The sequence below is a fragment of the Burkholderia pyrrocinia genome (assembly GCF_022809715.1).
Lineage (GTDB): Bacteria > Pseudomonadota > Gammaproteobacteria > Burkholderiales > Burkholderiaceae > Burkholderia > Burkholderia pyrrocinia_C.
Map to the genome: position 1 here is coordinate 211493 of NZ_CP094460.1, position 24949 is coordinate 236441.

Sequence of the window (24949 nt, forward strand, 5' to 3'; positions counted from 1 at the left end):
ATGTGCGTCAGCGCGCGAGCGTTTCCGACGGCGCTTCGTTGAACAGCTGACGATAGCCGTTCAGCAGCGTCGAGCGATGCTGGACGCCCCAGCGGTTCGCGATGCGCAGCACGCTCGACGTGTGCGCGTCGTCCTCGAGCAGGTCGTGGCGGATATGTTCCATGCGCCGCGTGCGGATCAACTGGCTCGGCGTATAGCCGAGATTGGCCTTGAATGCGGCCTGCAACGCACGTTCCGTGACGCCGATATGGCTGGCCACTTCGCGTACCGACAGATCCGGCCGCTCGAGGTGCTCGACGAGGTAACGATAGGCGCGCCGGTATTTGCCGGGCAGCCGCGCGCTGATGTCGTCGGCGGCGGGCTGCGCGCGTTCGGCGGCCACCGCCGGCACGGCGGCGCTGTCGGCGCGCACGTGGCGCAGCGACTGCAGCGCATAGCGCGCGTACATCTGCGCGTAGTCCTGCAGGCGGCCCTGTTGCTGGCGCAGTTTCGACTGGCAATAGAGCAGCTCGTTGTACCAGTGTGCATGCTGGTTGCCCTGGAACGCGCGTTCGCCGAACATGTGGAGCGTGGTTTCGGCAACGTGCGTGAGGCGCCCCGCGAGCGCGGCCAGCGTGACTTCGAGCCGCAATTCGCGATGGTATTCCGCGAGCCCGGCACCCTGGCTCCAGCGCAGATGCGTTTCGATGCGGGTGAGCGCGGATTCGGCGCCGCCCGCGAGCGCCCGCAGGTGATTCAGATAATCCGCGTGGCGTGACAGGACACCGATCGGCGGCGTGGCGTCGGGTTGCGCGGGCAACGTCTCGTCGAATGCCTTCGAGCGCGTTTCGAGTGCCGCCGAATGCCAGTAGATGTGATCGGCCAACTGGGCACTCGAACGCAGCTTGTACTGATCGACGATGTCGCGGTTCAGCATGTAGGCGACGCGCGCCCAGCGCGCATCCTGCGCGCAGGCCGCCTGTCCGTGCAACGCGGTAAGCAGCGCATACACGCCGTCCAGCCGGCCGAGCCTGAACAGCACCAGCACCGAGCCGACGAGGCTTTCGAGCCGCTGGCCGGCGCTGGCGTCTTCGTCGTCGCTCACGCGCTGGAAGCATTTGAGCGCCGTCCCGAGATGGTTCTGGAACAGGGCCTGCCAGCCGGCGTTGCGCGACAGTGCGGCGCGGGCCGTCCGGTGCTCGCCGCGAACGGCCTTCTGCGCATGCCGGTATGCGTCCTCGGCTTCTTCGTACTGCCCGAGCACCAGCAGCACGTCGGCGTACGTCTGCAGGCTCGCATAGTCGGCCGGCACGCCCGGTACGGCCGGCTCGGCGCGCGCCGCCGCGGCAACCGACGCCTCGCGGAACTGGCCGTTCAACATCATGGTGAACAGCGGCGATTCGGCGTCGACCGACGCGAGGGTCGACGCCACGGCGAAGTAGATCGATGAGGACATGAGACGCTCCCGTGATGGATGACACGAACGTGTCGGTGAGCGCATCGTGGCACCGTCGCTTCGCCGCGGCCGGCATTTGTGACGTTCTGTTACTTTCGACGGCCCGTATGTCCGCGCCGCTCAGGCGCGGCCGCGTCGTACACCCGCAGCGAGCGGTAGCCGCGGAACGCCCCTTCCTGCAGACGCGAGTGCGCGCCGGGTTCGAGCATGAGGCCGGGCATGCGGGCGAGCAGCGTTTCGAATACGACGGCCAGCTGCATGCGTGCGAGCGCGGCGCCCAGGCATCCGTGCGAACCGGCACCGAATACGAGGCCGCCGTGCGCACGATCGAGACGGATGTCGCCCGGCCCGGCGAATTCGTCGGGATCGCGGTTCGCGGCGGCGGCGACCACGGCGACGACATCGCCTTTCACCATGCGGAGCCCGTCGAGTTCGACGTCGGCGCGCGCGAAGCGAATCATCACGTGCACGGCCGGTTCGATCCGCATCAGTTCGCGAAGCGCGAGCGGCACGCGCCGCGGCTCCTGCACGAGCGCTTGCCACAGATCGCGGCGCGCCAGCGCCTGCGCGAACGTGTTGCCCAGCGACAGCATGGTCGTGCCGTAGCCCGCGATGAACGTCAGCAGCACATTGGCGAGCAACTGGCGGCGCGCGAGCGCCGGGCGCGTGCCGCCGGCCTGCAGCACGGCGCACACGGTATCGAGATGCACGTCCAGCTCGTCGACGAAACGCCGTGTCTGTGCGACGGCCAGCGCGTGGTCCGCAGGCCCGATCGGCATCGCGCTGATCAGCCGGATCGGCCCCATCGACTGAGCCTGCAGGCGCGGCGCGTGCACGGGGTCGATGCCCAGCAGTCGGCATGCCGCGAGCGCCGGCAGGCGCTGCGCGATGTGCTCGACGAGGTCGAAGCGTTAGCGGAATAAACGGACACGATTAGCGCTCGAACGGACACCATTAGCAGAATCTACGAACTTCAACAACGGTCGTATTCGGCCAGCCGATCCTCGAGGTTGCCGGTGTGCTCGGGTGCTTGAGCCAACCCGCAATCTGCTCCGGCGACCACTGCAATCGGAGCTTGCTTGCCGCAACCTGGGCGAGTGTCCGATTCCTGACCAGCTTACATGTCTTTGGGCGCCGTGCGCGGTCCCGGGCGAGCGCGTCGGCCTGGCTCGCCCGATAGCTGCTGTCTTCCGCCAGTCAAGGGTTCGCGGGCATTCCGATTTCTTCCGCAGACGTCCTGTAGGGCGCTGTTTTTAAAGCGATTCATGGGTAACGATATGCTTGCTGCTTCCGTGGCCGTCGCGCTTGAATTTGCCTCTGCCGGGGCACGCAGCTGGCCGAGAGATGCTGCCATCGGTCCGGCCTTCGTCGCACCGGGCAGTCCGTGGCAAATCGAGGTCGTTGAGAGCGTTGGCCGCAAGCCGCGCGAGGAATTGCTGAACCGGGGAGGGTTCCGCAGTCGTGCCGCAGCCAAGGTGCTCATCGAACGCTGGCGGCAGTTTTACGACGGGCGCCGGCCTCTTGCCACACATCGCTATAACTTCCCGCCACCGTCCGTCCGGCCTGGCTGGGTTCCGATAATATCGACGCGAGACTCAGCGTCTGACTGGCTACAAAATTCCGCCGCATGTCACGTAGTCGCGTCGTTGATTTTTGGCAGCCAGGCAAACGCGATTGTCACCAGCGTGACGCCGACGACGAGCATCGGCACCACCATTGGCCACGCGCCCAGTTGATAGCGCGGATCGGTGAAAGCCGCTGCCGTCTGTCCCACGCTGAAAGCGAAGAACATCATGATGAAGCCAGACCAGGATACCGCGCGACCCGCAAGATGAGGCAGGCTGCTGACCGCCCCCGCCTGCCCGCATGGCTGATGGATCCCGTGGCCGAGGCAATACACGCCATGCCCCGCGAGCAGCGGCCAGATGCTCCCGGGAAGCAACGCGCAGCCCACCGCCTGAATCACCGCGCCGGAGAGGCTCAACGTTGCGCCTTGTCGCACCGTTCGCAGCATGCTCTGACGTCGCAACAGCAGGCGGCAGCCATACGTACTCAGGACATAGACGAACGTACCGCTCGCCGGTATCCAGCCATATCGCTGGGGCGACAGGCCGAGATGCCGGATGTAGATTGCGGGAGAGAGCAATAGAAAGCAGAACATGCCGGTGTACGTCGAGGCGGCCAGCAACGCCCATACCCTGAACGTGGCATTGCCGAATATCTCGCGCACGTCCCGGATCGAGCCTCGGCTCGAAGCGATTCTGGCGAAGCTTTCCTCGAAGCCGTACCAACACATGACGAGCAGCCCGAACGCATACAGGCTCATCCCCGCGAGCACCCATCGCCATCCGGCCAGCTGCGTGACATACGCGCCGAGAATCGGCGCGAGGAACGCCATCATCCCCATTCCCATGAAACCACGCGCCATCACGTACGGGCCATCGGCTGCCGAATACCGGTCGCGCACCGTCGCGCGCGCGCATACCAGGATCGCGGCCATGGCAAAGCCCTGCATCGCGCGAGCGGCTACCAGCAGCGCTGCGGTTGAAGCGAGCGCAGCCGCGAGCGCTGCAAGCGCATAGAGCGCCAGGCCACTCAGCAACACGGGGCGGCGGCCGTATCGGTCGGAAAGACTGCCCATCGGCAATTGCCCGATACCGAATATCAATGCGAAAACCGTGAGGCTGACGCTGGCAGAGCCCAGCGTTGCGGCGATTTCAGGCAGCGCCGGCAGGTAACTGTCGGTCGCCACCGGCTGGGCCGCCAGCAGAAGCGGCAACATGAGCGCGAAGTTCAGGCGAGCAGGGCGCGTGGTGTCCGGCATGACGGTTTTCGGTACGGTATCGGGCATCGGTAACGCAAGTTGGCTCTGTCAGTGAGGGCGCAGCAGCAAGCTGGAAATGATTGGCGGAAGGGGCGCCGAACACGACGCCCCGTCGAGTGCCGGCTAGCTGCCGACGGATCCTGGCACGTGTTCGCGCACGATGCGATTGCGCGACATCGCCGCGACGCGCAGCCGGTCGTATTCTGCCGTGTCGACCGGTTGAGCGTTCGCTCGTCCCAGGTCGTTCATAGGGACACGATGGGTCTCGCGTGCGCTCAAGGCTGCGAGCGACGCAATCACGGTGATGCCGAACGCGATCGCACCGACGATCAGCCAGACGTGGTGTCCGCCGGGCGGCGCGACCGCCGTGAACAGAGCCGGCAGCATCGCCGTGGCTGCGGTACCGAGGTTCTGCGCGATCGCCATTGCCGAGACGCGGGTGCGGGTCGGGAAGAGTTCCGGATAAAAGGCGGGAAATACGGCGTTGTAGCCCTGATACACGACACCCCACATGAGCATCGACATCGCGAATGCGAGCGGCACGTTCCGGATGCTGATCGCATACAGGTAGGCGAACGCGAGCAGCCCGGCGGCCAGCGAGCCGACGATGATCGGCGGCCGGCGTCCGACCCGGTCGGACAGGTTGCCGACGAACGGAATCACGATCATCGCAACGATATTGCCCACCACCGTGATCCAGAGATAGATATCTTTCTGGAATCCGATTCCATACGCCGGCTGGACCGCATAGGCTGCGCCGAAGATCGTGGCGACGACCGGAATCACGTTCATCATCGACATGCACGCGACGCGCACCATGTCGGGAAGGTGGTGCCTGAAAGCGTCGGCAACGGGCGAGCCGGCTTGCGACCGGTTGCGTACCGCTTCGTCGAAGGCCGGCGACTCGTCGACCTCGCGGCGAATGATCAAGCCCGCAACGATGACCAGCGCACTCAGCAGGAACGGAATGCGCCAGCCCCAGCTATCGAATTGCGCGGACGGCATGTAGTAGGCGAGCGGCAGGAACACGGCGGCGGCCAGCACCTGCCCGGCCTGCACGCCCTGTAGCGTGAAGCTGACGAAGTATCCGCGTCGACCGAACGGCGCGTGCTCCAGGATCATCGAGCTCGCGCCGGTGATCTCGCCGGCCACGGCGAAACCCTGCAGCAGGCGAAGCGTCACCAGCAATGCCGGCGCGATCAGCCCGGCTTGCTGATAGGTCGGCAGGAGGCCGACTCCGACGGTCGAGATTCCCATCAGGAACATGCAGAAAAGCAGGACGGTTTTCCGTCCGCGCGTGTCGCCGAGATGGCCCAGCACGAACGCGCCGATCGGGCGGGACACATAGCCGACACCGTAAGTGGCCAGCGACGCGATGATGGCTGTCGTGGGGCTGCCGTGCGGAAAGAATATCTGCGGGAAGATCAGCGCCGATGCCGTGGCGTAGATGAAGAAATCGTAGTATTCGAGCACCGAGCCGATCCAGCCGCTGATGGCGGCTTTTCTCGATTGGTGCCTGCCCCGGGGCTCGTCTCGCAAGGTCGTGGTCATCGTCGTCTCCAGATATTGATATGTGTGCCGGGCAACGCGGGTGATGCGGGGAGTCGTCACTGCCCGATGTATCGACTCCGTTGTGTGACCTGACCGAGGCCGATCGATACGACGCGCGGCGAGCAACCGCGGTGCGCAACGCCGTGCACCCGGCAGCGGTTGCGCATGTGCGTCGGTCCCGCATCGGCAGCCGATACGGGAATCGGCCTATTCCTCGCCGAGCGCCGAGACCGCGGCCCTCAGCGCCAGCAGATAGCTTTGAACACCGAAACCGCAAATCTGCCCGCTGACGATCTCGGCCAGGACGGAGTGATGCCGGAACGGCTCGCGTGCATGAATGTTGGACATGTGCAGTTCGACGATCGGGCACGTGAGGATGGCAAGGGCATCGCGAATGCCGTAGCTGTAATGCGTCCATGCGCCCGCGTTGATCAGCACCGCATCCTGGCGTTCCTCGAAGGCGCGATGAATGCGCTCGCACATCGCTCCTTCGCTGTTTGTCTGGAACGAATCCACCTGTACACCCAGTTCCTCCGCCAGCCCTTGCAGCCGTGCATCGATCTGTGCGAGCGTGATCGTCCCGTACTGTGCCGGGTCGCGCTTGCCGAACATGTTGTGATTGATGCCGTGCAGCATCAGGATCTTCTTCATGCGAATCTCCATTGCGTGTTCAATCAAAGGGCACGGCCAGCCGATCGATCACCGAACTGGTCTCGGGGCGCACGCCGCGCCACCACGCGAACGCTTCGGCCGCCTGCTCGACCAGCATGCCGACGCCGTCCGCGATTCCGTGTACGCCTGCGTTTTTCGCGAGCCGGAGAAACGGCGTCAGACGCTTGCCGTATGCAAGTTCGTAGGCCGTGCCGGCCGGACTGAACACGCTCGGCGGGACCGGCGGCAGGTCGCCGGTCAGGCTGGCCGACGTCGCATTGACGACCAGGTCGAAACGCCCCATCCGTGCGAGGTCTGCGTAGCCGCCGGCAACGAGCGGACCGCGCCCGGCAACTTGCGCGACCAATGCGCGCGCCTTGTCGACGTCGCGATTCGCGATGACCAGTTCGGCCGGTCCGGCTTCGAGGAACGGTAAAAGCGCGCCGCGTGCCGCGCCGCCTGCACCGAGCACCAGGACACGCTTGCCGGCCATCGGCAGATTGAGGTTCGCTTCGATATCGCGAACCAGTCCGATGCCGTCGAAGTTGTCTGCCAGGATGCGGCCGCCGTCGAACTTGAGCGCGTTGGCCGCGCCCGCGAGCTGCGCACGCTCGCTGCGTTCGTCCGACATCGCGAACGCGTCGAGCTTGAACGGCGCGGTTACGTTGATGCCCTTGCCGCCGCCCTCGAAAAACGCACGAACCGCGGCAGCGAAAGCGCCTGCCGGCTCGACGGGCCCCTCGATGGCCGTATAGCTGAGGTCCTGCCGCGTCTCCTGCGCGAAAAGGCCGTGAATCAGCGGGGATTTCGTGTGTCCGATCGGATTGCCGATCACCGCGTACTGGTCGGTCATCATTGGCTCGCTTTTGAATAGAGGACGCCGTCGGCCTGCATCGCATCGATTTCGGCCGAATCGAACCCGAGGGAGCGCGCGACTTCCGCGTTGTGCTGCCCGAGATCGGGCGCGACGTCGCGAATCGTCGTATCGCAATCGGAAAACCGGAACGGCAGGTTGGGCAGGCGCAGTGTCCCGTAGCGCGGATGCTGTTGCTCGACGACCATGCCTCTCGCCTGGATCTGCGGATCGTTCAATACCTCGTCGATGCGCTGCACCTTCGCGCACGGAACGTCGATGCCGTCCAGCAGTTCGAGCACCGACGCGACGGAACGCGCGGCCACCCACGGCTCGACCACCGACAGAATCTCCGCGCGGTGCGCGTTGCGGCCGGTGCTGTCGTGAAACCGTGTGTCGGCGCCGAAATCCGCCGGGCCGCCGTGCGTCGCGATCAGATCGGCGAAGCGTTTCCACGCGTCGTCGACTTGCGCGGCGATCACGAGATCGCCGTCCGCGGCGCGGAATACGCCGTAGAGCGTCGACGTCGGCATGTCGTGCCCGGTCTGCTCGGGCAGCACGCCCTGCAGCGTGTAGCACTGCACCGCATATTCGTGCATCGATACCAGCGTGTCGTACAGCGCCATGTCGATGTGTTGCCCGCGGCCGCTCTTCACGCGCCCGAGCAGCGCGGCGTTGATGGCCGCGACCGCATGAATGCCGGTGTACATGTCGCCGAGCGAGATGCGCAGCAGCGGCGGCCGCTCGCCCGGCGTGCCGACCATCTGCATGATTCCGCTCTTGGCTTCCGCGATCAGCCCGAAGCCTGCGCGATGCGCATCGGGACCGGTATGCCCGTACGCCGAAATCGAACAGTAGACGAGGCGCGGATTGCGCGCCGACAGTTCGGCATAGCCGAGCCCGAGCTTGTCCAGCGCGCCCGGCCGATAGTTCTCGATGAACACGTCGGCGGAGTCGCACAGCCGCTGCATGAACGCCTTGCCGCGCGCGTCCTTCATGTTGACGCTCACGCCGCGCTTGCCCATGTTGAGCTGCAGGAAGTAGCCGCTTTGCTGGTCGTCGAGCACGGTCGCGTGCTGGCGTCCGGCGTCGCCTGACCCGGGGCGCTCGACCTTGATGACTTCGGCGCCGAGCGCCGCGAGACAGCGCCCGACATACGGCCCGGCAAGGAAGTGGCTGTAGTCGACGACGCGAATGCCTTCGAGTGGGCGAGCCTGCATTACAGTGCCTCCGGGCGGCGCGGCACCATCAGGCGATGCTCGCCGTGTTGAACGACCTGACCGTCCTGATTGATCAGCTCCGACGGCAGCACGACGATGCCCCAATCCGGGCGACTCTTGCTGGCCCGCATCGAACCGACGCGGAATTTCACGTGCAGCACGTCGCCGACCTTGATCGGCAGCAGGAAATCCCAGGTCCAGCCGAGCGACATGCCCGGCAGAAAGCGATAGTCGCTCTGCGTCTTCAGGCCGTCGGCGATGGACAGGCCGAACAGTCCGTGTGCGACGAGGCAGCCGAAATGGCTCGCGTTTGCGTATTCCTCGTCCACGTGGACGGGCGTATGGTCGCCGGTGAGGTCGGCGTACGCGAGAATGCGCTCCTTGGTCACGATGTAGCTCGGGCTCGTGCACGTGTCACCCTCGCGGGCGTCGTCCCAGTATTTCTCGACGATCGTCATGGCCGTGCCTCCGCGCGCGGGTTGATCGCCAGTGCCTGCGCGACGCAGGAAGCCGGCCTGGCCTGGATCAGTTCGACGGCGAGCCCGTCGGGCAGACGAAGCCAGTTCCGTCCCTGCGGCATCTCCGTCACGCCGAATCGTTGTGCCGCGGCCAGTGCGGCCTCCAGGTCCTCGCACATCACGCCGAGATGGGCGAGCCGGCCTTCCGGGCCATCGTGTTCCGGCGCGTGGATGAACTGCAGGCCGCCGAGCGTCCAGTACTGCCGCGGTGCGTCGAGCGTGCCGTCCACTTCGCGCAGGGTCATGCCGAGCACGTCCTCGAAGAAGCGGATGTGCCAGCGGATGTCCTTCACCCAGATCGCTACGTGTTCCAGATAGGCTTTCGAGGCACTCATGCTGCAGCCTCCTCGCGCTGGCGATCGGCCATCGCGCGCTCGAGCCCCTTGATGCAGGCGACGAGCGTGGCATTCACCGGGGTCGGCACGCCGTAGCGCTGCCCGCAGCGCACGACCGAACCGTTGATGAAGTCGATCTCGGTGATCGAACCCTTCTCCAGGCTTTGCAGCATCGACGTTTTGAAGGACGCGGGCAGCCCCTCGGCGGCGAGCGTCCAGGCCTGTTCGGGATCGGTCATCGACAGCTTCACGCCGGCTGCCTGCGCCGCCGCGATCGCCTCGGCCACGGCCGCGAGCGACGTCGCCTTCAGCAGCGCCTCGTCATAAAGCTGCCCGTAGGTGAGGCCGGTCAGCCCCGTCAGCGCACCCGTCGCGACATTTACCAGCAGCTTGTCCCACATCGTGCCGACGATGTTGTCGCTGATCGTCGTGGCGAGGCCGGCGGCATTGAATGCGGCGGCGATCGCCTGCACGCGCGGTGTGACGCGGCCGTCGAGTTCGCCGATATAGGTGGTTTTGCCGATCACGCCGGATTCGATGTGACCCGCGCCGCGCAGCACGCCGCCGACGTAGGTCTTGCCCGCGAGGACGCGCTCGCGGCCGACGACGTCGATCAGGATGTCCTCGTGCCCGAGGCCGTTCTGCAGCGACAGCACGGCCGTATCCGGCCCCACCAGCGATTGGGCGCCGCGGATGGCCGCATCGGTCTGGAACGACTTGACCAGCACCACCACCAGGTCGGCCGCGCCGACATCGGCAACCCGAGTCGTCGCGTGAACGCGGACGTGGCGGGTGCCGCCCGCGTCGTCGACGCGCAGGCCGTCACCGCGCATCGCATCGACGTGCGCGGGCGAGCGGTCGATCAGCCAGGTCTCGTGGCCGCCTTGGGTAAGGGTGGCGCCGATCGCGCAGCCCAGCGCGCCAGCCCCCAGAATCGCTATTTTCAATGGCTTCTCCTTGACGTATGGCACCACGATAGGAGTCGCCGCTCATGCCGACAATGCAATGGATACAATGGCGTCATTGCCATGGACAATAACGCCGCGATGCCAGCCGATCTGCCCGACCTGAAGCTGCTTCAGCTTTTCGATCTCCTGTACGACATGCGCAGCGTCACGCGCGTCGCCGAGCAACTGGGCCAGAGTCAGCCGACGGTCAGCATCTGGCTCGGGCACTTGCGGGAACACCTGCACGATCCGCTCTTCATCCGGACGCCCGGCGGCATGGCGCCGACGCCGCAAGCCGACGCGCTGATCGGGCCATGCCGGGAAATTCTCGAATCCCTGCGGCGCTTCACGGCATGGGAGATCGCGTTCGATCCTGCGACGGCCCAGCGACGCTTTCGCATCTGCATGACCGACGCGAGCCACATCACGCTGCTCCCGCGGCTACTGGCCCATGTCCGCGCGCAGGCGCCCGGCGTCCGGCTGGAAGCCGCACGGATCGACGGCAATACGGAGCGCGCGCTCGAATCAGGCGAAGCCGATCTCGCGATCGGCTATGTGCCGTGGCTAGGCGGCGGCATTTATCAGCAGAAGCTGTACGACCAGGACTGGGTATGTCTGGCCAACCGGCATCACCCAAGGATTCGCGGTCGCCTCGGGGCGAAGCAGTATCGTTCCGAAGGACATGTCGCCATTACCGCGGGAACCGGGGCGCAACTCCTCGAACAGGCGCTGCGGCAGGCGCGCATCGAGCGAGACGTGGTGCTGGAGTTACCGGGTTTTCTGGGGCTGGGTGCGATCGTCCAGACGACCGACCTGATCACGACGCTACCCCGTCATATCGGCCAGACACTGGCTCAGGCGAGCGATCTGGCGGTTCATGCGTGCCCGATCCCGGTCGAAGGCTTCGCGGTACGGCAGCATTGGCATGCGCGCTATCACCACGAGGCCGGCAACCGGTGGCTGCGCGGCGTCGTGATCCAACTGTTCGGCGCCTCGCATCCGTCCGCAGCGTAGGGATGTGCGCTTATTCCGCGTTGCTTGGATCTATCCGTGTCGGGCAGCACGCCGGGTTCGAAGCCTGTGGCTAGTGCCGTGGCCGATTTTCGAGGAGGCGTTTGGCAACGGGTTGGGGCGAGTCGCGCGCGTTGGGTAGGATCATGGGTAGCGAGCCATCTGCGACTGCGGGAGTCTTACCTGCCGGTTCAATGTGAGCCGTAGTTGTAGTCCGCTGCCTTCCGCCATCCCGCTTTCCTGCGAATCGGCGTGCTTCGGATGGCGCGCACTTGCGCCTCGGCGCCGGCGCTGCACAGCGGCCGTAAACGAGCAAACTTGATCGGGAAAAGCACTGAAAGTTTGCGAATTATTTCCCGGTTATAGTGGAACTACTGGTGGTAGGCGCGGCGCGTTTTGCCGATACCGACCAGGTAATGACTGTAGACGGGTGCTGCATGAAAAATAAAATCGAAAAGACCGCCGGACCGATCTGGGGTGTGGCTGCAGGATTGCTTCTTGCCGCCGCAGGACTGAGTCTCGGCATCTTCCCGACGTCCCTGCACAGCTCGGGAACCACAAACGACTTCATGGCGTCCGGTGCCGCGATGCTGGGCATCTTCCTCGTCGTTTATTCCACGCACGAGTTACGAAGAAAGCGCGCGCACTGAGCGGCCGCGGGGCCGTTGTGATCCACGAAAAACGACTCGGGCCGGCGACGGCTCGGGAATGCGCTTGTCCTCTATGCGCACGAGCCGACGGGATTCGTGCGGGCTACGACTTGCGGATTTCGTGGTTATAGACGAGTTCGACGATTCGCTTCGTCGGGATGCTCGCGCGCAGTTTGTCGACGCCGTCGACTGGAAACCACCGGCATTTCTCGATCTCGTTGTTCGCTTGCGGCGTCTGGTCCGGGCCGACTTCCGCGAAGAACACGTGATGTACCTTCGCGAGCCCGGTGAAATGCATCGAGTAAACGAGGTGCTGGCCGGTCATGCCGGTTTCTTCGCACAACTCGCGATGCGCCGCTTCGAGCGGCGTTTCCCCGCGCTTGATCGTGCCGCCCGGAAGGGCCCAGCGCGACGACGCGCGCGCGACGAGCAACACCTGGCCGTCGCGGTAGCAGACGATCGTCGCTCGTTCTTTAACGGGTACTTCGGTCGGTTGGGGAGAACTCATGGGCTCGGGAGCATGGACACTGGCGTGATTCTAGCCAGCGTTAATCACGGTGCCAAGACGGCATCTGCCGGAGCCGCTCGATCATACGGAAACCGGTCATGTCCAGGATGACTAATGCGAGCACCGGGAACCGACGGGTTGAATCCGAGATGCAAAACAAACCCGAGCGATCGGCACCGAAATTGCACCGATAAGTCAAAGCTGCTCGCAGCGAGCGAATAACCCGCGAATCGGCTGGAAATGGAGCGCTTACAGGAGGATTCGCCCGGGTATAGGGGCGCATACTTGAGACCCCAATAACCAGACCGGACACGGCGATGACTACCCTAAGCATGCAAACGATCGTTTGCGGCAAGACCATTCAGGTAGCCCTGATGACCGACACCGCGACGGCCAGCATTTTCGTGATGGACAACGATGACGGTTCTCATCAGCCGCAGATCATGAAGGTGCGACAGTACCTTGATGCGGGTATGACGGGCGAGGACGTCGTCCGCCATGTGTTGAATATCGTTGTGGCCTCGATCGAGCGGCGTGGCCAGCTATGGGCGCACTGAACTTCTTCTGAGCGGTCGTCTGCACCGGTCGTGCTCTGCCGCGGTTTGCTCGAAAGGGATTCGGTCAGGATGGCGAAACGCACTCGATGCAGGTGTCATGCCTGCGATCGGATCGGAAGCAATCCGCGATCGCGTCCGCCGTCAGGGACAAGCGAAAACCAGCGGCGATCTGGCCGGCTTCGAGGCGCGTGACGATGCAGTTGCATACGCGGCAAAGTGGGCGAAAGGATGGCTGGCCTCCAGGTTGAAGGCAAAGCTTGCCTGGGGCGAGTCTCCACGGAGTTCGCTCGCGTCGACCGGGCTTTGCGCGACATCGCCCGTCTTCGGGCCCGGTGTCGATTCAGCTTGCGGCGTCAGGATCGTGCCCGACGCATTCGCTCCACCTTTTGCAAGCGGCAACGATGCGGAAGGGCGACACAAAGGCGATGAAGATCGGGACGGCGGCGCAGCTTCGGTTCGACTTTCGGATCTGGACGCGCGCTACCGCCTGGGGTGTTTCATCTCCTCGGCTTCCATTGCCGCGTTTCGTTCCTCACTCGCGGAAACAGGTTCCATGGCCTCGTCGATCGAGGCCAATGCGTACTCGCAGGCCAGCTTCGTTTCCTCGACGTCGGCGTCGGGCTCCTCGTCGTCATTGACGGGAGGATCGAGCATGTCTCTGAGCATCGTCTCCAGCTCCGGGGTGTCCCATGGTTCGCCCCGTTGTTCTTTCTTCCTGATGTAGTGCCGGATTTCCGCATCCTGTTCGGGCGTCAGTGGAAGGTGCCGGAAGGTGCTGTTCGGGTTGGCGTCAGTCATGATGTTGCTCCGAAGTCCGGCATGAGCCCGGTTTGGCTGCTTCCCGGGATGCATGCCGGAAAAACGATATGGATGACGAACCGACTCGCGAGTAAGGCCGGGTCAAGGCGACTCGCGCGACGGCCGCCGCCGCGGATCCTGCGTTCGCCGAGCTGTTCTGCAGCCTGCAATCCGGCATTCAAGATGTGTTGGGTCCCGAATTGATGTGCAACCGAATTCTCGGACGTGCGTGGCAGATTCTTATTTGCGGAAGTTCGGATCCCGGATTCGATCGAGGCGAGCGGAAAGCTCGGTGATCTGGTATTCAAGTACCTTATTGCGCTCGAATCGTGTCCGGAGTGTGTCGAGCTTGACTCGCCAATACGCCGGATCGCTCACCGGCGATCGGTTGGTGAAGGCGTCGTGTGTCTGCTCGAGCAGTCCGATCGCTCCCCTGATATGAGCCAGTTCGCGCTCCACATCGCAGTACCAGCTCATGTTTTTCGACTCCCGGTTATGGTTCACTTCTTGGCTTGCTGCACGGCCAGCACGTTTGATTTCACTCGAAAAGCCGCCGTGCGGGCCAATTTCGAGCGATGTTGTCGTCAGTGCCCGCACGTAAAATCTCGACCACGGTGACGAAGCCGGCGTCGTCGTCATGCGGGCGGCCGTTCTGCGCCGGCACATGGGGACAAATGAGCGGGCAATATGCGAATCCACGATAGAGACGCACGCTCATGACGAGCTCCTGAACGTTCGGTCGCGACGAATCGCGGGGACGAACGCGTCCGGCCAGTATCGCCAGTGTGGCGCGACGGGGTGGGGCGAAAGGCGTAACGCTGCGCGCGAACGTGAGCGCGATGCAGCAAGAGGGGAGATGGAGGGCGAGCAGTCGAACGGCTCACGAATGCCCTGATGAGTTCATCATACGCGCGTCGCCCTTCGGGTGGCCATCTTATTTCGGGCGACGCGGAATGCCTCTGGTGCGAGGCTGTGGCGGTCTGGCGCGGGCGGGTTGAACCGGCGTGCGGGCTGGCCGACGCGGTGCCTGAAACACCGCGCGGTTGCCGCGCATTCCGTCCTTACTTCTTTTCCGGCAGGAACCAGTTCATCACGAGCGCGCAGATGCCGCCCGTTGCGACGCCCGATTCCAGCACGTTCTTCAGCGCGTGCGGCAGGCTGTTCAGAATGTCCGGCACCTGCGACACGCCGAGGCCGAGCGCCAGCGACACCGCGATGATCAGCAGCGCGCGGCGGTCGAGCTGGACGCCCGCGAGAATGTTGATGCCCGATGCGGCCACCGCGCCGAACATCACCATCGCCGCGCCGCCGAGCACGGGCTCCGGCACGGCCTGCAGCACGCCGGCGACGACCGGGAACAGGCCGAGCACCACCAGCATCCCCGCGATCCAGATGCCGACATGGCGGCTCGCGACGCCGGTGATCTGGATCACGCCGTTGTTCTGCGCGAACACGGAGCTCGGGAACGTATTGAACACGCCGGCCAGCAGCGAGTTCGCGCCGTTGACGAGCACGCCGCCCTTGATTCGTTGCATCCACACCGGCCCTTGGACCGGCTCGTTCGAGATCTTGCTGGTGGCCGTGACGTCGCCGATCGCTTCGAGCGACGTGACGAGGTAGATGATCAGCATCGGCACGAACAGCGACCACGAGAAGCCGATGCCGAAATGCAGCGGCGTCGGGACCTGGAACAGCGCGGCCTGGTGCATGCCGGTGAAGTCGAGGCGGCCGAGGAACGCAGCCGCGAGGTAGCCGATCGCGAGCGCGATGACGAGCGCGGTGCTGCGCACCCAGACGATCGGCACGCGGTTCAGCAGGATGATCGTGCCGAGCACGAGGCCGGACAGCGTCAAGTTCTCCGCGCTTGCGAACGTGCCCTTGGCCATCGCGCCAAAGCCGCCGCCCATGCTGATGAGGCCGACCTTGATCAGCGTGAGGCCGATCAGCAGCACGACGATGCCGGTGACGAGCGGCGTGATCAGGCGCTTCACGAACGGCAGGATGCGCGACACGCCCATCTCGACGAACGAACCGGCCATCACGACGCCGAAGATCGCGGCCATCACGGTCTCGACCGGCGTGCCCTGCTTGACCATCAGGCTGCCGCCCGCGATCAGCGGGCCGACGAAGTTGAAGCTGGTGCCCTGGACGATCAGCAGGCCGGCGCCCAGCGGCCCGAAGCGCTTGCACTGGACGAAGGTGGCGATGCCGGAAATCACCAGCGACATCGACACGATCAGGGTCGTATCGCGGCTGGACACGCCGAGTGCCTGGCAGATCAGCAGGCCGGGCGTGACGATCGGCACGATGATCGCCAGCAGGTGCTGCAGCGCGGCGACGAAGGCGACCATCGGCGCGGGCCGGTCGTTCGGGCCGTAGACGAGGTCGCGGGCCGATTCTGCGGCGTCGGCGCCGTGGGAGGCGGGTTGGGCGTGGGAAGCGGGTTGCATGGCGAGCGGGCCGGACAAGGTGGAAAGTGCGGCATTTTAGCCGAAGGGCCCGCGGGCGCCGCCGGGGCGCACTGCGTCAGCCTGCCGTGCGTGTTCCCGCGCTGCGCGCCGGTGTGCGTGGCGCGCGGGAATCCGGATACGCGCGCTGGTAGACCGCAATCACCGCGTCGCGCAGGCGGCGATGGACGGGATCGCCATGATTGCGCGGATGCCACAGCGCGGCGACGAGGATCGCGGGCAGGCGGACCGGGATCTCGAAGCTGCGCAGCCCGAGGGCTTCCGTGAGCCCGGGTGTGAACGCGTTGCCGAGGCTCGAGCGCGGCACCAGCGCGATCAGGTCGGTGCTGGCCGCGACACGCATTGCATCGGGGTAGCCGGGGACGACCACGTGCACGGTCTGGCCCGGGCCGGACCGGTCGGTCGAGTCGTCGGCCGGTCCGCCGAAATCGCCGAGCTGCGATGCGATCACCTGACGGCAGGCCGCATAGCGTGCGGGCGTGATCCTGGCCGACGCGAACAGCGGATGTCCGGCGCGCGCCACCGCGACGTGCCAGTCGTGACCGAGCATGCGGGTGTGCAGCTCCGGCGCGTCGTCGCCGCGCTTGCCGATCTCCAGATCGACGGTGCCGTCGCGCAGCGCTTGCGGATCGCGGTCGGGCTTGGGCACGAAGCGGATGCGCACGTGCGGCGCGACTTCGCCGATCGCGGCGACCACCGGGCCGGACAGCATTTCCATGAACGACGCCGACGCACGAATGGTGAACGTGGATGCGAGCGTCGCCATGTCGACGTCGGCCGTCGCCGGCCGCAGCACGGCGCGCGCGTCGCTCGCGATCGCATGCACGCGGTCGCGCAACGCGGCCGCGTGCGGCGTCGGCACGAGCTTGCGCCCGGCGCGCACGAGCAATTGATCGCCGGTGGAGAGCCGCAGCCGCGTGAGCGTGCGGCTCATGGCGGACGTGCTCAGGCCAAGCCGGCGCGCGGCACCCGTCACGCTGCCTTCCGACAGCAGCGCGTCGAGCGCGGTAACGAGGTTCAGGTCGATGTCTTCCATGCGGACAGGATACGCCACTGCGCGGTCTGGCATGGCGTTCGATGCAACTATCGATTGTATCCGGTGCGTCTGGTGCATGGTCCGGTGCGCGCCTATAGTGGGCGCATCGTGAAACCCGGCAAAGGCGGCAACCATGCAATCGACCGTATCGAACCCCAACGCACCCTCGATCCTGCTCGTCGCGGCTTCGCGCGGCCTCGGGTTGGCCATGGCGGAGCAATTCCTGAACAGGGGCTGGAACGTAACGGGTACCGTGCGTGAAGGATCGGGACGCACGAAGCTGCACGACCTGGCGGACCGCGTCGACGGCCGGCTCGGGATCGATACGCTCGACATCTGCGAGCCGGCGCAACTGGCGGCGCTGCGCGAGCGCCTGTCGGGCAGGCGCTTCGACGTGCTGTTCGTGAATGCGGGGACGACCAACGACCCGAACGAAACGATCGGCGAAGTGACGACCGACGAATTCGTGCGCGTGATGATCACGAATGCGCTTGCGCCGATGCGCGTGATCGAGGCGTTGCAGGATCTCGTGACCGCGGACGGCCTGATCGGTGCGATGTCGTCGGGGCAGGGCAGCGTCGCGAACAACGTCAGCGGGATGCGCGAGGTCTATCGCGGCAGCAAGGCCGCGCTGAATCAGTTCATGCGCAGCTTCGCGGCGCGGCAGGCCGACACGCCGCGTGCGCTGGCGCTGATGGCGCCCGGCTGGGTCCGCACGGAGCTGGGCGGGCCCGACGCACGCCTGACCATCGACGAGAGCGTGCCGAGCCTCGTCGACGTGCTGATCGCGAAGCGGGCGCGCCCCGGGCTCGAATACCTCGACTATCTGGGGCGGACGGTGCTGTGGTAGTCGTCGGCGTGTCGGTGGGCGGAGGGTTACGAACCGACGCGTCGTGAATATACAGCGAGATTCGACATGTTTTTCGCAGTTCGGTCACGGCGCTGCGAAGGTATTGCCGATTCAATACAATGCGACGACGAGTCAGTGACACGGTGTCGCGTCATCGCGTTTGAATCCATCCGGTTCGCAGCGGATTGCGTGCGCCCCCGTCGCGACGGGCGTTTGTCGAACACGGAGCCCCGCATGAATGAACCTTACCTGCAGGTCATTGCACATTTTTACGCGAAGCCGGGCAACGGCGACCGCGTGATCGAACTGCTCGCGGAGCTCGCGCCCGCGACGCGCGCCGAGCCGAAGAATCTCGACTATGCGTATTTCCGGTCACCGGAGGATCCCGACCACATCGTGATCCTCGAGCGTTACCGCGACGCGGACGGCCTGGACGTGCATCGGGAAACGCCGCATTTCCAGCGCATCGGTGTCGGGGCGATCATTCCGTTGCTCGATCGCCGCGACGTGTCGCGCTACATGGTGCAGCCGGACACCGGCACGGCGACGCCACCGGGAGGCACTCGATGAACCCGTTTCAATTCCGTACCGTTCCGACGCAGATCGTCGAATTCGGCGCCGCGCGCCGGCTCGGCGCGTTGTTGCGCGAACGCTTTCCGGCGCTCGTGCGGCTGTGCGTCGTCACCGATGCGTTCCTGCATCGCAGCGGCGTGCTCGCGCCCGCGCTGGAGAGCCTCGCCGCGCACGGCTGGCAGGTCACGGTGATCGACGACGTGATCGCCGATCCGCCCGAGCACGTGGTGCTCGAAGCGACCGCGCGGGCCGTCGCGGCCGATGCCGAGATCGTGCTCGGCCTGGGCGGCGGTTCGTCGATGGACGTTGCGAAGCTGATCGCGGTGCTTGCACCGGGGCAGCAGGCGCTGGCCGACATGTACGGCGTCGACAAGGTCGCGAGCGTGCGGCTGCCGCTCGTGCAGATGCCGACTACGGCCGGCACGGGCTCCGAGGTGACGGCCGTATCGATCGTCACGGTCGGCGAGGCGCGCAAGATGGGCGTGGTGTCGCCGCACCTGTTCGCGGACGTCGCGATCCTCGATGCCGAGCTGACGCTCGGCCTGCCGCGGGCGGCGACGGCCGCGACGGGCATCGACGCGATGGTGCATGCGATCGAAGCCTATACGTCCGCGCGGCTGAAGAATCCGGTGTCCGACATGCTGGCCGTGCACGCGCTGACGCTGCTGTCGCGCAACCTGCTCGCGGCCTGCGACGACGGCCGCAACCGCCACGCACGCGAGGCGATGCTGGTCGGCGCGATGTTCGCCGGGCAGGCGTTCGCGAACGCGCCGGTCGCGGCCGTGCATGCGCTAGCCTATCCGGTCGGCGGGATCTTCCACGTGCCGCACGGGCTGTCGAACGCGCTCGTGCTGCCGCACGTACTGCGCTTCAACGCGCCGGCCGCCGCACCGCTGTATGCGGAACTCGCGGCGATCGTCGCGCCGTCGGCGACGGGCAGCGACGAAGCGAGAACGCATGCGCTGATCGCGGAGATCGACCGGCTGATCGTCGCGACGGGCATCCCGCGCACGCTGCGCGAAGTCGGCATCGGCGAGGGCGACCTGCCGAGGATGGCGTCGGACGCGATGCTGCAGACGCGCCTGCTCGTGAACAATCCGCGCGAGGTGACGGAGGCCGACGCGCTGGCGATCTATCGGCAGGCGTGGTGATGCGGCGGACAAGCTGCGCGCTCAGGCCCGCGACGCGCTCGGGTGGTCGGCCACCACGTACGCCGATGCCTGCTTCGTGCCGTCCGGCTTCGTCTGCAGGTAGACGCCCTGGATTTCCGGCTCGAAACCCGGCAGCGCGTTGATCCCGGCTTCGAGCGCGCGGAAGTAGTCGAGCGCCGGGCCGCCCCACGCTTCGCCGGGCACCACGCAGAAGATGCCGGGCGGATAGGGCAGCGCGCCTTCGGTCGCGATCCGGCCTTCGATGCGATCGAGCGTGACGAGTTCGACGTTGTTGCGGATCAGCTCGGCATTCGCGGCCTGCGGCAGCATCGCCTGCTTCGGGAACTGCGCACGCCGGAACATCTGCTTCTGCAGATGCTTCATGTCGTGGCTGCGATAGAAATCGTGCATGCGCTGGCACAACTGCCGCAGGCGCATGTTGCCGTACAGCTCCGGATACGCTTCGCACAACGACGGGATCGCTTCGCGCAGCGGCGTGTCCTGGTCGAGGTGGCGTTCGAACTGCGCGAGGTGCGCGATCAGATGCTGCAGCTTGCCGAGGCTTTCCGACGGCGTGAGCAGGAACAGGATCGTGTACAGGTCAGCCTTCTCGGGCACGACGCCGTGCTCGCGCAGGTAGCGCGCGAGGATCGGCGCCGGCGCGCCGAACGGCGCGTACTCGTGCGTGTCGCGATCGATGCCGGGCGTCGTCAGCAGCAGCTTGCACGGATCGACGAAGTACTGGTCGTTCGCATAGCCTTCGAAGCCGTGCCACGCGTCGGCCGGATGGAAGCGGAAGAAGCGCAGGTCGTCGACGATCTGCTCGGTCGGGTAGTCGGCCCACGGGCGGCCGTCGACATGCTGCGGAACGAACGGGCGGATCTGGCGGCAGGTCTTCAGCAGCAGCTTGCGTGCATCGACGCCGTGCGCGACGCAGTCGCGCCACAGGCGCTTGCCGGCCGGGCCCGCATGCATCTGCGCGTTGACGTCGAGCGCCGCGAACATCGGGTAGAACGGGCTCGTCGACGCATGGATCATGTACGCGTTGTTGAAGCGCCGGTGATCGCAGAAGCGCTTCTGGCCTTCGATGTGGCTGTCCTTCTTGTGGATCTGCGACGTCTGCGAGAAGCCGGCCTGCTGCTTGTGCACCGACTGCGTGACGAAGATGCCGGGATCGTCGGGGCCGAGCGTCAGCATCAGCGGCGAGCAATCCTGCATCATCGGGATGAACTGCTCGTAGCCGACCCACGCCGAATCGAACAGGATGTAGTCGCACAGATGCCCGATCCGGTCGACGATTTCCCGCGCGTTGTAGATCGTGCCGTCGTAGGTGCCGAGCTGGATCACCGCGAGCCGGAACGGGCGCGGCAGGTCGGCGCGCTCGGGCGCGACGTCGCGGATCGCGTCGCGAATGCGTGTTTCGTCGAGCGCCGCGCTGTCGACGCCGCCGATGAGGCCCCACGCGTTGCGCGCGGTTTCGAGGTAGACCGGCCGCGCGCCGGACACCACGAGCGCGCCGAGGTGCACCGACTTGTGGTTGTTGCGATCGAACAGCACGAGATCGTCGGGCGCGAGCAGCGCGCTCGTGACGACCTTGTTCGACGTCGACGTGCCGTTCAGCACGAACCAGGTCTTGTCGGCGTTGTAGATCCGCGCGGCGTTGCGCTGCGCTTCCAGCGCGGGGCCTTCGTGGATCAGCAGGTCGCCGAGCCGGACGTCCGCGTTGCAGAGGTCGGCGCGAAACAGTGTCTCGCCGAAGAAGTCGACGAACATCCGGCCGAGCGGATGATTCGAGAAGAACTGGCCGCCCTGGTGGCCGGGGCAGTCGAACTCGACGTAGCCGCGCTGCACGTATTCGCGCATGACCTTGAAGAACGGCGGCAGCAGGTTCTCGCTGTAGATATCGGCGGCGGCTGAAATCTGCCGGCCGTAATAGTGGCGGCTGCCGTGCCCGAGCTGGATCACGCCGCTCGCGCTCGGCAGGACCGACGGCGGCACTTCCTGGTCGGGCTCGACCGCGACGAAGAACGGAATCGCGAAGCCGGTTCTTTCGACGGCTTTCAGGATTTTTTGCGCCGAATCGATTCCGACCACGATTGCCGCGATATTCGTGAAATCGGTCTGAAATACGTCGACCTGTTCGTGCGTGGTGAGGAAGGCGCCAATCAGCGCCGGCTCGACTGCGATTTTCAACAGGCTCACGCGAATTCTCCCGTAAATGTGCGGAAACGGGAGCCGCATTCACGCCGGCGCGCAATCCGCGTAATCCGATACGCGCCGCAGCCGATTGAAACGCTCCCGCGAATGCTGAATGCCGAATGCGCACCGCACGAATCAGCCTTGCGCAGCGAGGCTCGGCTGCCGACGGTCAGTGCGCGACGCAGCCGATCGTAGCAACAAAATCCGGCGAATTCAATCGACCGGAAACGGCAATGTCATTGAAAGATGAGTAGGATCAAACAAGCGGGAATTGGCGTGCTGCAATGCACATAAAAATGATCCAATTATGAAATCCGATTTGAAAGGGATCGACGATTTTGCCGAATCGTCGGCTTTTCATCGAAAGGCATCCATGGCATAGTCGGCATCCGAATCGGATGGCGAATCAAACCGGAATTGCGAGCGTCTCATGTCGCCGACCGTGGCCTGCTGTCCGCGTGCTCGTGAGACGAACAACACCAACGAAGCATCGGAACAGCGAGGGCAACATCATGAATACATCCACCGGAGGCGTTCGTCGTCTCGGCATGCGTGCGCTGCTGGTCGACGACGAAATCGCGCAGGAAACGGCGACCGGGCGCGCGGTCCGCACACTGAGCGCGGAGCTCGCGCAACGCGACATCGACGTGCTCACGGCGACATCCGCCGACGATGCGATCATGCTGATCCGTTCCGATCCGTCGATCCAGTGCGTGCTGCTCGACTGGGATCTCGGCGTGGATGGCCACGGGCCGTCCGAGGCGGTGGTCGAAGCGATCCGGCATCGCAACGCCAACGTGCCGATCTTCCTGCTGGCCGACCGCAGCGTCGCGTCGTCGGTGCCGTCCGCGGTCATGGGCCAGGTCGACGATTTCGTGTGGCTGCTCGAGGATACGGCCGACTTCATCGGCGGGCGCATCCACGCGGCGATCGAACGCTATCGCTCGACCGTGCTGCCGCCGATGTTCGGCGCGCTCGCGAAGTTCTCGCGCGTCTACGAATACTCGTGGCATACGCCCGGCCACACGGGCGGCACGGGCTTCCTGAAGTCGCCGGTCGGCCGCGCGTTCTTCGAATACTTCGGCGAATCGCTGTTCCGCTCCGACCTGTCGATCTCGGTCGGCGAACTCGGCTCGCTGCTCGACCACTCGGGCCCGATCGGCGAAAGCGAGCGCTACGCGGCGCGCGTGTTCGGTGCGCATCGCACGTATCACGTGACGAACGGCTCGTCGACGTCGAACCGCATCATCCTGATGGCGAGCGTGAGCCGCGACCAGATCGCGCTGTGCGACCGCAACTGCCACAAGTCGGCCGAGCATGCGATCACGATGTCGGGCGCGATCCCGACGTACCTGGTACCGACGCGCAACCGCTACGGGATCATCGGGCCGATCGCGTCCGAGCGCCTCACGCAGGCGGCGATCCGCGAGGCGATCGCATCGAACCCGCTCGCGGCCGGGCTTGCCGATCGCCAGCCGAAGCACGCGATCGTCACGAACTCGACTTACGACGGCCTCTGCTACAACGTCGCGCGCGTCGAGGAACTGCTCGGCGCGAGCGTCGACCGCCTGCACTTCGACGAAGCGTGGTACGGCTACGCGCGCTTCAACCCGATCTACCGCGACCGCCATGCGATGCACGGCGACCCGCGCGACCATCGTGCGGACCGGCCCACGGTGTTCGCGACGCAGTCGACGCACAAGCTGCTGACCGCACTGTCGCAAGCGTCGTACATCCACGTGCGCGACGGCCGCAGCCCGATTCCGCATGCTCAGTTTAACGAAACGTTCATGATGCACGCGTCGACGTCGCCGAACTACGCGATCATCGCGTCGAACGACGTCGCGGCCGCGATGATGGACGGCCCCGGCGGCGAAGCGCTGACGCACGAGTCGATCGAGGAGGCCGTCGCATTCCGGCAGATGATCGCGCGGATGAACAACGAGTTCGACGCGAAGGGAGACTGGTTCTTCGAATGCTGGCAGCCCGACACCGTGCTCGAGGCACGCACGGGCCGCACGCTGCCGTTCCACGATGCGCCGCCCGAGCTGCTCGCGAGCGATCCGTCGTGCTGGGTGCTGCGCCCCGGCGCGCAATGGCACGGCTTCGGCAATATCGAGGACGGCTACTGCATGCTCGATCCGATCAAGGTGTCGATCGTCACGCCGGGCGTCGCGCCGGCCGGCGGCCTGATGCCGGTCGGCATTCCGGCGAGCGTCGTCACGGCCTATCTCGATGCGCGCGGGATCGTCGTCGAGAAGACGACCGATTTCACGATCCTGTTCCTGTTCTCGATCGGCATCACGAAGGGCAAGTGGGGCTCGCTCGTCAGCGCGCTGTGCGACTTCAAGCGCGACTACGACGCGAACCTGTCGCTCGACATGGCGATTCCGTCGCTCGCGAAGGAACACGGCGCACGTTATGCGGGCATGGGGCTGAAGGACCTGGCCGACACGATGTTCGCGGCGATGGAGCAGCTCGGCACGACGCGGCTGATGTCGGAGGCGTTCTCGATCCTGCCGAAGCCGGAGATGAGCCCGGTGCGCGCATACGAGCATCTCGTGCAGGGCCGCGTCGAGCAGGTCACGCTCGACGAGCTGGCCGGTCGCACGGTCGCCACCGGCGTCGTGCCGTATCCGCCGGGCATTCCGCTGCTGATGCCCGGCGAGAACGCGGGGCCGGCAGGCGGCCCGGTGCTCGGCTACCTGAAGGCGCTCGAAGCGTACGACCGCCGTTTTCCGGGCTTCGCGCACGACACGCACGGCGTAGAAGTCGAGGACGGCACGTACCGCGTGTACTGCCTGACGGCCTGAA

General features: G+C 65.6%; 25 protein-coding genes and 2 pseudogenes. 9 read left to right on the plus strand and 18 right to left on the minus strand.

What is annotated here, in order from left to right:
- Positions 1-7: 7 nt before the first annotated feature.
- Positions 8-1435 (minus strand): helix-turn-helix transcriptional regulator, encoded by a 1428-nt coding sequence (locus MRS60_RS17790; protein WP_243566304.1) that lies wholly within the window; start codon positions 1433-1435, stop codon positions 8-10.
- 89 nt (positions 1436-1524) lie between these two features.
- Positions 1525-2145 carry a cytochrome P450 gene (locus MRS60_RS17795; protein ID WP_243566305.1) on the minus strand — a complete coding sequence of 207 codons (621 nt, stop codon included), beginning with the start codon at positions 2143-2145 and terminating at the stop codon, positions 1525-1527.
- Between MRS60_RS17795 and MRS60_RS17800 the strand changes: the two genes are divergently transcribed.
- Positions 2140-2358, plus strand: coding sequence for a hypothetical protein (locus MRS60_RS17800; protein ID WP_243566306.1), 219 nt, complete (start codon positions 2140-2142; stop codon positions 2356-2358). The genes MRS60_RS17795 and MRS60_RS17800 overlap by 6 nt on opposite strands.
- Before the next feature lie 103 nt (positions 2359-2461).
- On the opposite strand, the pseudogene MRS60_RS17805 reads toward MRS60_RS17800, so the two are convergent.
- Positions 2462-2617, minus strand: a pseudogene (locus tag MRS60_RS17805) (IS30 family transposase); the annotation flags it as partial.
- Between the two features lie 125 nt (positions 2618-2742).
- On the opposite strand from MRS60_RS17805, the pseudogene MRS60_RS17810 reads away from it, so the two are divergent.
- Positions 2743-3041, plus strand: a pseudogene (locus tag MRS60_RS17810) (integrase core domain-containing protein); the annotation flags it as partial.
- A 24-nt stretch (positions 3042-3065) separates the two neighbouring features.
- Here the strand turns inward: MRS60_RS17810 and MRS60_RS17815 are convergent.
- From MRS60_RS17815 to MRS60_RS17850, 8 genes are all read right to left on the minus strand, one after another.
- On the minus strand, positions 3066-4259 hold the full coding sequence (locus MRS60_RS17815; RefSeq protein WP_034179923.1) for an MFS transporter: 1194 nt from the start codon (positions 4257-4259) through the stop codon (positions 3066-3068).
- A gap of 123 nt (positions 4260-4382) precedes the next feature.
- Positions 4383-5810, minus strand: a complete 1428-nt coding sequence (locus MRS60_RS17820; RefSeq protein ID WP_243566307.1) for an MFS transporter — start codon at positions 5808-5810, stop codon at positions 4383-4385.
- Positions 5811-6017: 207 nt separating this feature from the next.
- On the minus strand, positions 6018-6461 hold the full coding sequence (aroQ, locus tag MRS60_RS17825; protein WP_014899800.1) for a type II 3-dehydroquinate dehydratase: 444 nt from the start codon (positions 6459-6461) through the stop codon (positions 6018-6020).
- Positions 6462-6480: 19 nt separating this feature from the next.
- Positions 6481-7314, minus strand: coding sequence for a shikimate dehydrogenase (gene aroE, locus MRS60_RS17830; RefSeq protein ID WP_243566308.1), 834 nt, complete (start codon positions 7312-7314; stop codon positions 6481-6483).
- Positions 7314-8534: a CaiB/BaiF CoA transferase family protein gene (locus MRS60_RS17835; RefSeq protein WP_034179921.1), complete on the minus strand. Its 1221-nt coding sequence runs from the start codon at positions 8532-8534 to the stop codon at positions 7314-7316. The genes aroE and MRS60_RS17835 overlap by 1 nt, the downstream gene beginning before the upstream one ends.
- Positions 8534-8992, minus strand: a complete 459-nt coding sequence (locus tag MRS60_RS17840; RefSeq protein ID WP_034179920.1) for a MaoC family dehydratase — start codon at positions 8990-8992, stop codon at positions 8534-8536. The genes MRS60_RS17835 and MRS60_RS17840 overlap by 1 nt, the downstream gene beginning before the upstream one ends.
- Positions 8989-9387: a VOC family protein gene (locus MRS60_RS17845; RefSeq protein WP_243566309.1), complete on the minus strand. Its 399-nt coding sequence runs from the start codon at positions 9385-9387 to the stop codon at positions 8989-8991. The genes MRS60_RS17840 and MRS60_RS17845 overlap by 4 nt, the downstream gene beginning before the upstream one ends.
- Positions 9384-10334 carry a ketopantoate reductase family protein gene (locus MRS60_RS17850; protein WP_243566310.1) on the minus strand — a complete coding sequence of 317 codons (951 nt, stop codon included), beginning with the start codon at positions 10332-10334 and terminating at the stop codon, positions 9384-9386. The genes MRS60_RS17845 and MRS60_RS17850 overlap by 4 nt, the downstream gene beginning before the upstream one ends.
- 81 nt (positions 10335-10415) lie before the next feature.
- On the opposite strand from MRS60_RS17850, the gene MRS60_RS17855 reads away from it, so the two are divergent.
- Entirely contained in the window at positions 10416-11348 is a 933-nt protein-coding gene (locus MRS60_RS17855) for a LysR family transcriptional regulator (RefSeq protein WP_243566311.1), read from the plus strand.
- A gap of 434 nt (positions 11349-11782) precedes the next feature.
- Positions 11783-11995, plus strand: coding sequence for a hypothetical protein (locus MRS60_RS17860; protein WP_243566312.1), 213 nt, complete (start codon positions 11783-11785; stop codon positions 11993-11995).
- 103 nt (positions 11996-12098) lie between these two features.
- Here MRS60_RS17860 and MRS60_RS17865 read toward each other — a convergent pair whose 3' ends face one another.
- Entirely contained in the window at positions 12099-12503 is a 405-nt protein-coding gene (locus MRS60_RS17865) for an NUDIX hydrolase (protein ID WP_243566313.1), read from the minus strand.
- A gap of 332 nt (positions 12504-12835) precedes the next feature.
- Between MRS60_RS17865 and MRS60_RS17870 the strand changes: the two genes are divergently transcribed.
- The gene (locus MRS60_RS17870) at positions 12836-13060 is read left to right on the plus strand and encodes a hypothetical protein (protein WP_243566314.1); all 225 of its coding nucleotides are present in this window, start codon (positions 12836-12838) and stop codon (positions 13058-13060) included.
- Positions 13061-13540: 480 nt separating this feature from the next.
- Here MRS60_RS17870 and MRS60_RS17875 read toward each other — a convergent pair whose 3' ends face one another.
- The 5 genes from MRS60_RS17875 to MRS60_RS17895 all read right to left on the minus strand — a co-directional run bounded on the left by MRS60_RS17875 (position 13541) and on the right by MRS60_RS17895 (position 17362).
- On the minus strand, positions 13541-13858 hold the full coding sequence (locus tag MRS60_RS17875) for a hypothetical protein (protein ID WP_034180108.1): 318 nt from the start codon (positions 13856-13858) through the stop codon (positions 13541-13543).
- Positions 13859-14098: 240 nt separating this feature from the next.
- The gene (locus MRS60_RS17880) at positions 14099-14455 is read right to left on the minus strand and encodes a hypothetical protein (protein ID WP_374955227.1); all 357 of its coding nucleotides are present in this window, start codon (positions 14453-14455) and stop codon (positions 14099-14101) included.
- Entirely contained in the window at positions 14397-14576 is a 180-nt protein-coding gene (locus tag MRS60_RS17885) for a hypothetical protein (RefSeq protein ID WP_146120827.1), read from the minus strand. Before MRS60_RS17885 ends, MRS60_RS17880 begins: the two co-directional genes overlap by 59 nt.
- A 343-nt stretch (positions 14577-14919) precedes the next feature.
- Positions 14920-16308: a nucleobase:cation symporter-2 family protein gene (locus MRS60_RS17890; protein ID WP_034179914.1), complete on the minus strand. Its 1389-nt coding sequence runs from the start codon at positions 16306-16308 to the stop codon at positions 14920-14922.
- A 76-nt stretch (positions 16309-16384) separates the two neighbouring features.
- On the minus strand, positions 16385-17362 hold the full coding sequence (locus MRS60_RS17895) for a LysR family transcriptional regulator (protein WP_131947782.1): 978 nt from the start codon (positions 17360-17362) through the stop codon (positions 16385-16387).
- Positions 17363-17495: 133 nt separating this feature from the next.
- Here MRS60_RS17895 and MRS60_RS17900 point away from each other — a divergent pair, with 133 nt between their 5' ends.
- The 3 genes from MRS60_RS17900 to MRS60_RS17910 all read left to right on the plus strand — a co-directional run bounded on the left by MRS60_RS17900 (position 17496) and on the right by MRS60_RS17910 (position 19936).
- Positions 17496-18212 (plus strand): SDR family oxidoreductase, encoded by a 717-nt coding sequence (locus MRS60_RS17900; protein WP_243566315.1) that lies wholly within the window; start codon positions 17496-17498, stop codon positions 18210-18212.
- 234 nt (positions 18213-18446) lie between these two features.
- Positions 18447-18782 (plus strand): putative quinol monooxygenase, encoded by a 336-nt coding sequence (locus MRS60_RS17905; protein ID WP_105390862.1) that lies wholly within the window; start codon positions 18447-18449, stop codon positions 18780-18782.
- Positions 18779-19936, plus strand: a complete 1158-nt coding sequence (locus MRS60_RS17910; protein ID WP_131947743.1) for an iron-containing alcohol dehydrogenase — start codon at positions 18779-18781, stop codon at positions 19934-19936. The genes MRS60_RS17905 and MRS60_RS17910 overlap by 4 nt, the downstream gene beginning before the upstream one ends.
- Positions 19937-19957: 21 nt before the next feature.
- Here the strand turns inward: MRS60_RS17910 and MRS60_RS17915 are convergent, their stop codons facing one another.
- Entirely contained in the window at positions 19958-22138 is a 2181-nt protein-coding gene (locus MRS60_RS17915; protein ID WP_243566317.1) for an ornithine decarboxylase, read from the minus strand.
- Between the two features lie 509 nt (positions 22139-22647).
- Here MRS60_RS17915 and MRS60_RS17920 point away from each other — a divergent pair.
- Positions 22648-24948 carry an Orn/Lys/Arg decarboxylase N-terminal domain-containing protein gene (locus MRS60_RS17920; RefSeq protein WP_243566318.1) on the plus strand — a complete coding sequence of 767 codons (2301 nt, stop codon included), beginning with the start codon at positions 22648-22650 and terminating at the stop codon, positions 24946-24948.
- Position 24949 lies beyond the last annotated feature (1 nt).

Excerpts from the sequence above, each read along its gene's own strand:
- MRS60_RS17845 (WP_243566309.1), bottom strand. The coding sequence starts at position 9,387 with ATGAGTGCCTCGAAAGCCTATCTGGAACACGTAGCGATCTGGGTGAAG.
- MRS60_RS17800 (WP_243566306.1), top strand. The coding sequence starts at position 2,140 with ATGCACGTCCAGCTCGTCGACGAAACGCCGTGTCTGTGCGACGGCCAG.
- MRS60_RS17815 (WP_034179923.1), bottom strand. The coding sequence starts at position 4,259 with ATGCCGGACACCACGCGCCCTGCTCGCCTGAACTTCGCGCTCATGTTG.
- aroE (WP_243566308.1), bottom strand. The coding sequence starts at position 7,314 with ATGACCGACCAGTACGCGGTGATCGGCAATCCGATCGGACACACGAAA.
- MRS60_RS17910 (WP_131947743.1), top strand. The coding sequence starts at position 18,779 with ATGAACCCGTTTCAATTCCGTACCGTTCCGACGCAGATCGTCGAATTC.
- MRS60_RS17875 (WP_034180108.1), bottom strand. The coding sequence starts at position 13,858 with ATGACTGACGCCAACCCGAACAGCACCTTCCGGCACCTTCCACTGACG.
- MRS60_RS17870 (WP_243566314.1), top strand. The coding sequence starts at position 12,836 with ATGCAAACGATCGTTTGCGGCAAGACCATTCAGGTAGCCCTGATGACC.
- MRS60_RS17820 (WP_243566307.1), bottom strand. The coding sequence starts at position 5,810 with ATGACCACGACCTTGCGAGACGAGCCCCGGGGCAGGCACCAATCGAGA.
- MRS60_RS17790 (WP_243566304.1), bottom strand. The coding sequence starts at position 1,435 with ATGTCCTCATCGATCTACTTCGCCGTGGCGTCGACCCTCGCGTCGGTC.
- MRS60_RS17900 (WP_243566315.1), top strand. The coding sequence starts at position 17,496 with ATGCAATCGACCGTATCGAACCCCAACGCACCCTCGATCCTGCTCGTC.
- MRS60_RS17920 (WP_243566318.1), top strand. The coding sequence starts at position 22,648 with ATGAATACATCCACCGGAGGCGTTCGTCGTCTCGGCATGCGTGCGCTG.
- MRS60_RS17865 (WP_243566313.1), bottom strand. The coding sequence starts at position 12,503 with ATGAGTTCTCCCCAACCGACCGAAGTACCCGTTAAAGAACGAGCGACG.
- MRS60_RS17890 (WP_034179914.1), bottom strand. The coding sequence starts at position 16,308 with ATGCAACCCGCTTCCCACGCCCAACCCGCCTCCCACGGCGCCGACGCC.
- MRS60_RS17860 (WP_243566312.1), top strand. The coding sequence starts at position 11,783 with ATGAAAAATAAAATCGAAAAGACCGCCGGACCGATCTGGGGTGTGGCT.
- MRS60_RS17895 (WP_131947782.1), bottom strand. The coding sequence starts at position 17,362 with ATGGAAGACATCGACCTGAACCTCGTTACCGCGCTCGACGCGCTGCTG.
- MRS60_RS17905 (WP_105390862.1), top strand. The coding sequence starts at position 18,447 with ATGAATGAACCTTACCTGCAGGTCATTGCACATTTTTACGCGAAGCCG.
- MRS60_RS17855 (WP_243566311.1), top strand. The coding sequence starts at position 10,416 with ATGGACAATAACGCCGCGATGCCAGCCGATCTGCCCGACCTGAAGCTG.
- MRS60_RS17840 (WP_034179920.1), bottom strand. The coding sequence starts at position 8,992 with ATGACGATCGTCGAGAAATACTGGGACGACGCCCGCGAGGGTGACACG.
- MRS60_RS17835 (WP_034179921.1), bottom strand. The coding sequence starts at position 8,534 with ATGCAGGCTCGCCCACTCGAAGGCATTCGCGTCGTCGACTACAGCCAC.
- aroQ (WP_014899800.1), bottom strand. The coding sequence starts at position 6,461 with ATGAAGAAGATCCTGATGCTGCACGGCATCAATCACAACATGTTCGGC.
- MRS60_RS17885 (WP_146120827.1), bottom strand. The coding sequence starts at position 14,576 with ATGAGCGTGCGTCTCTATCGTGGATTCGCATATTGCCCGCTCATTTGT.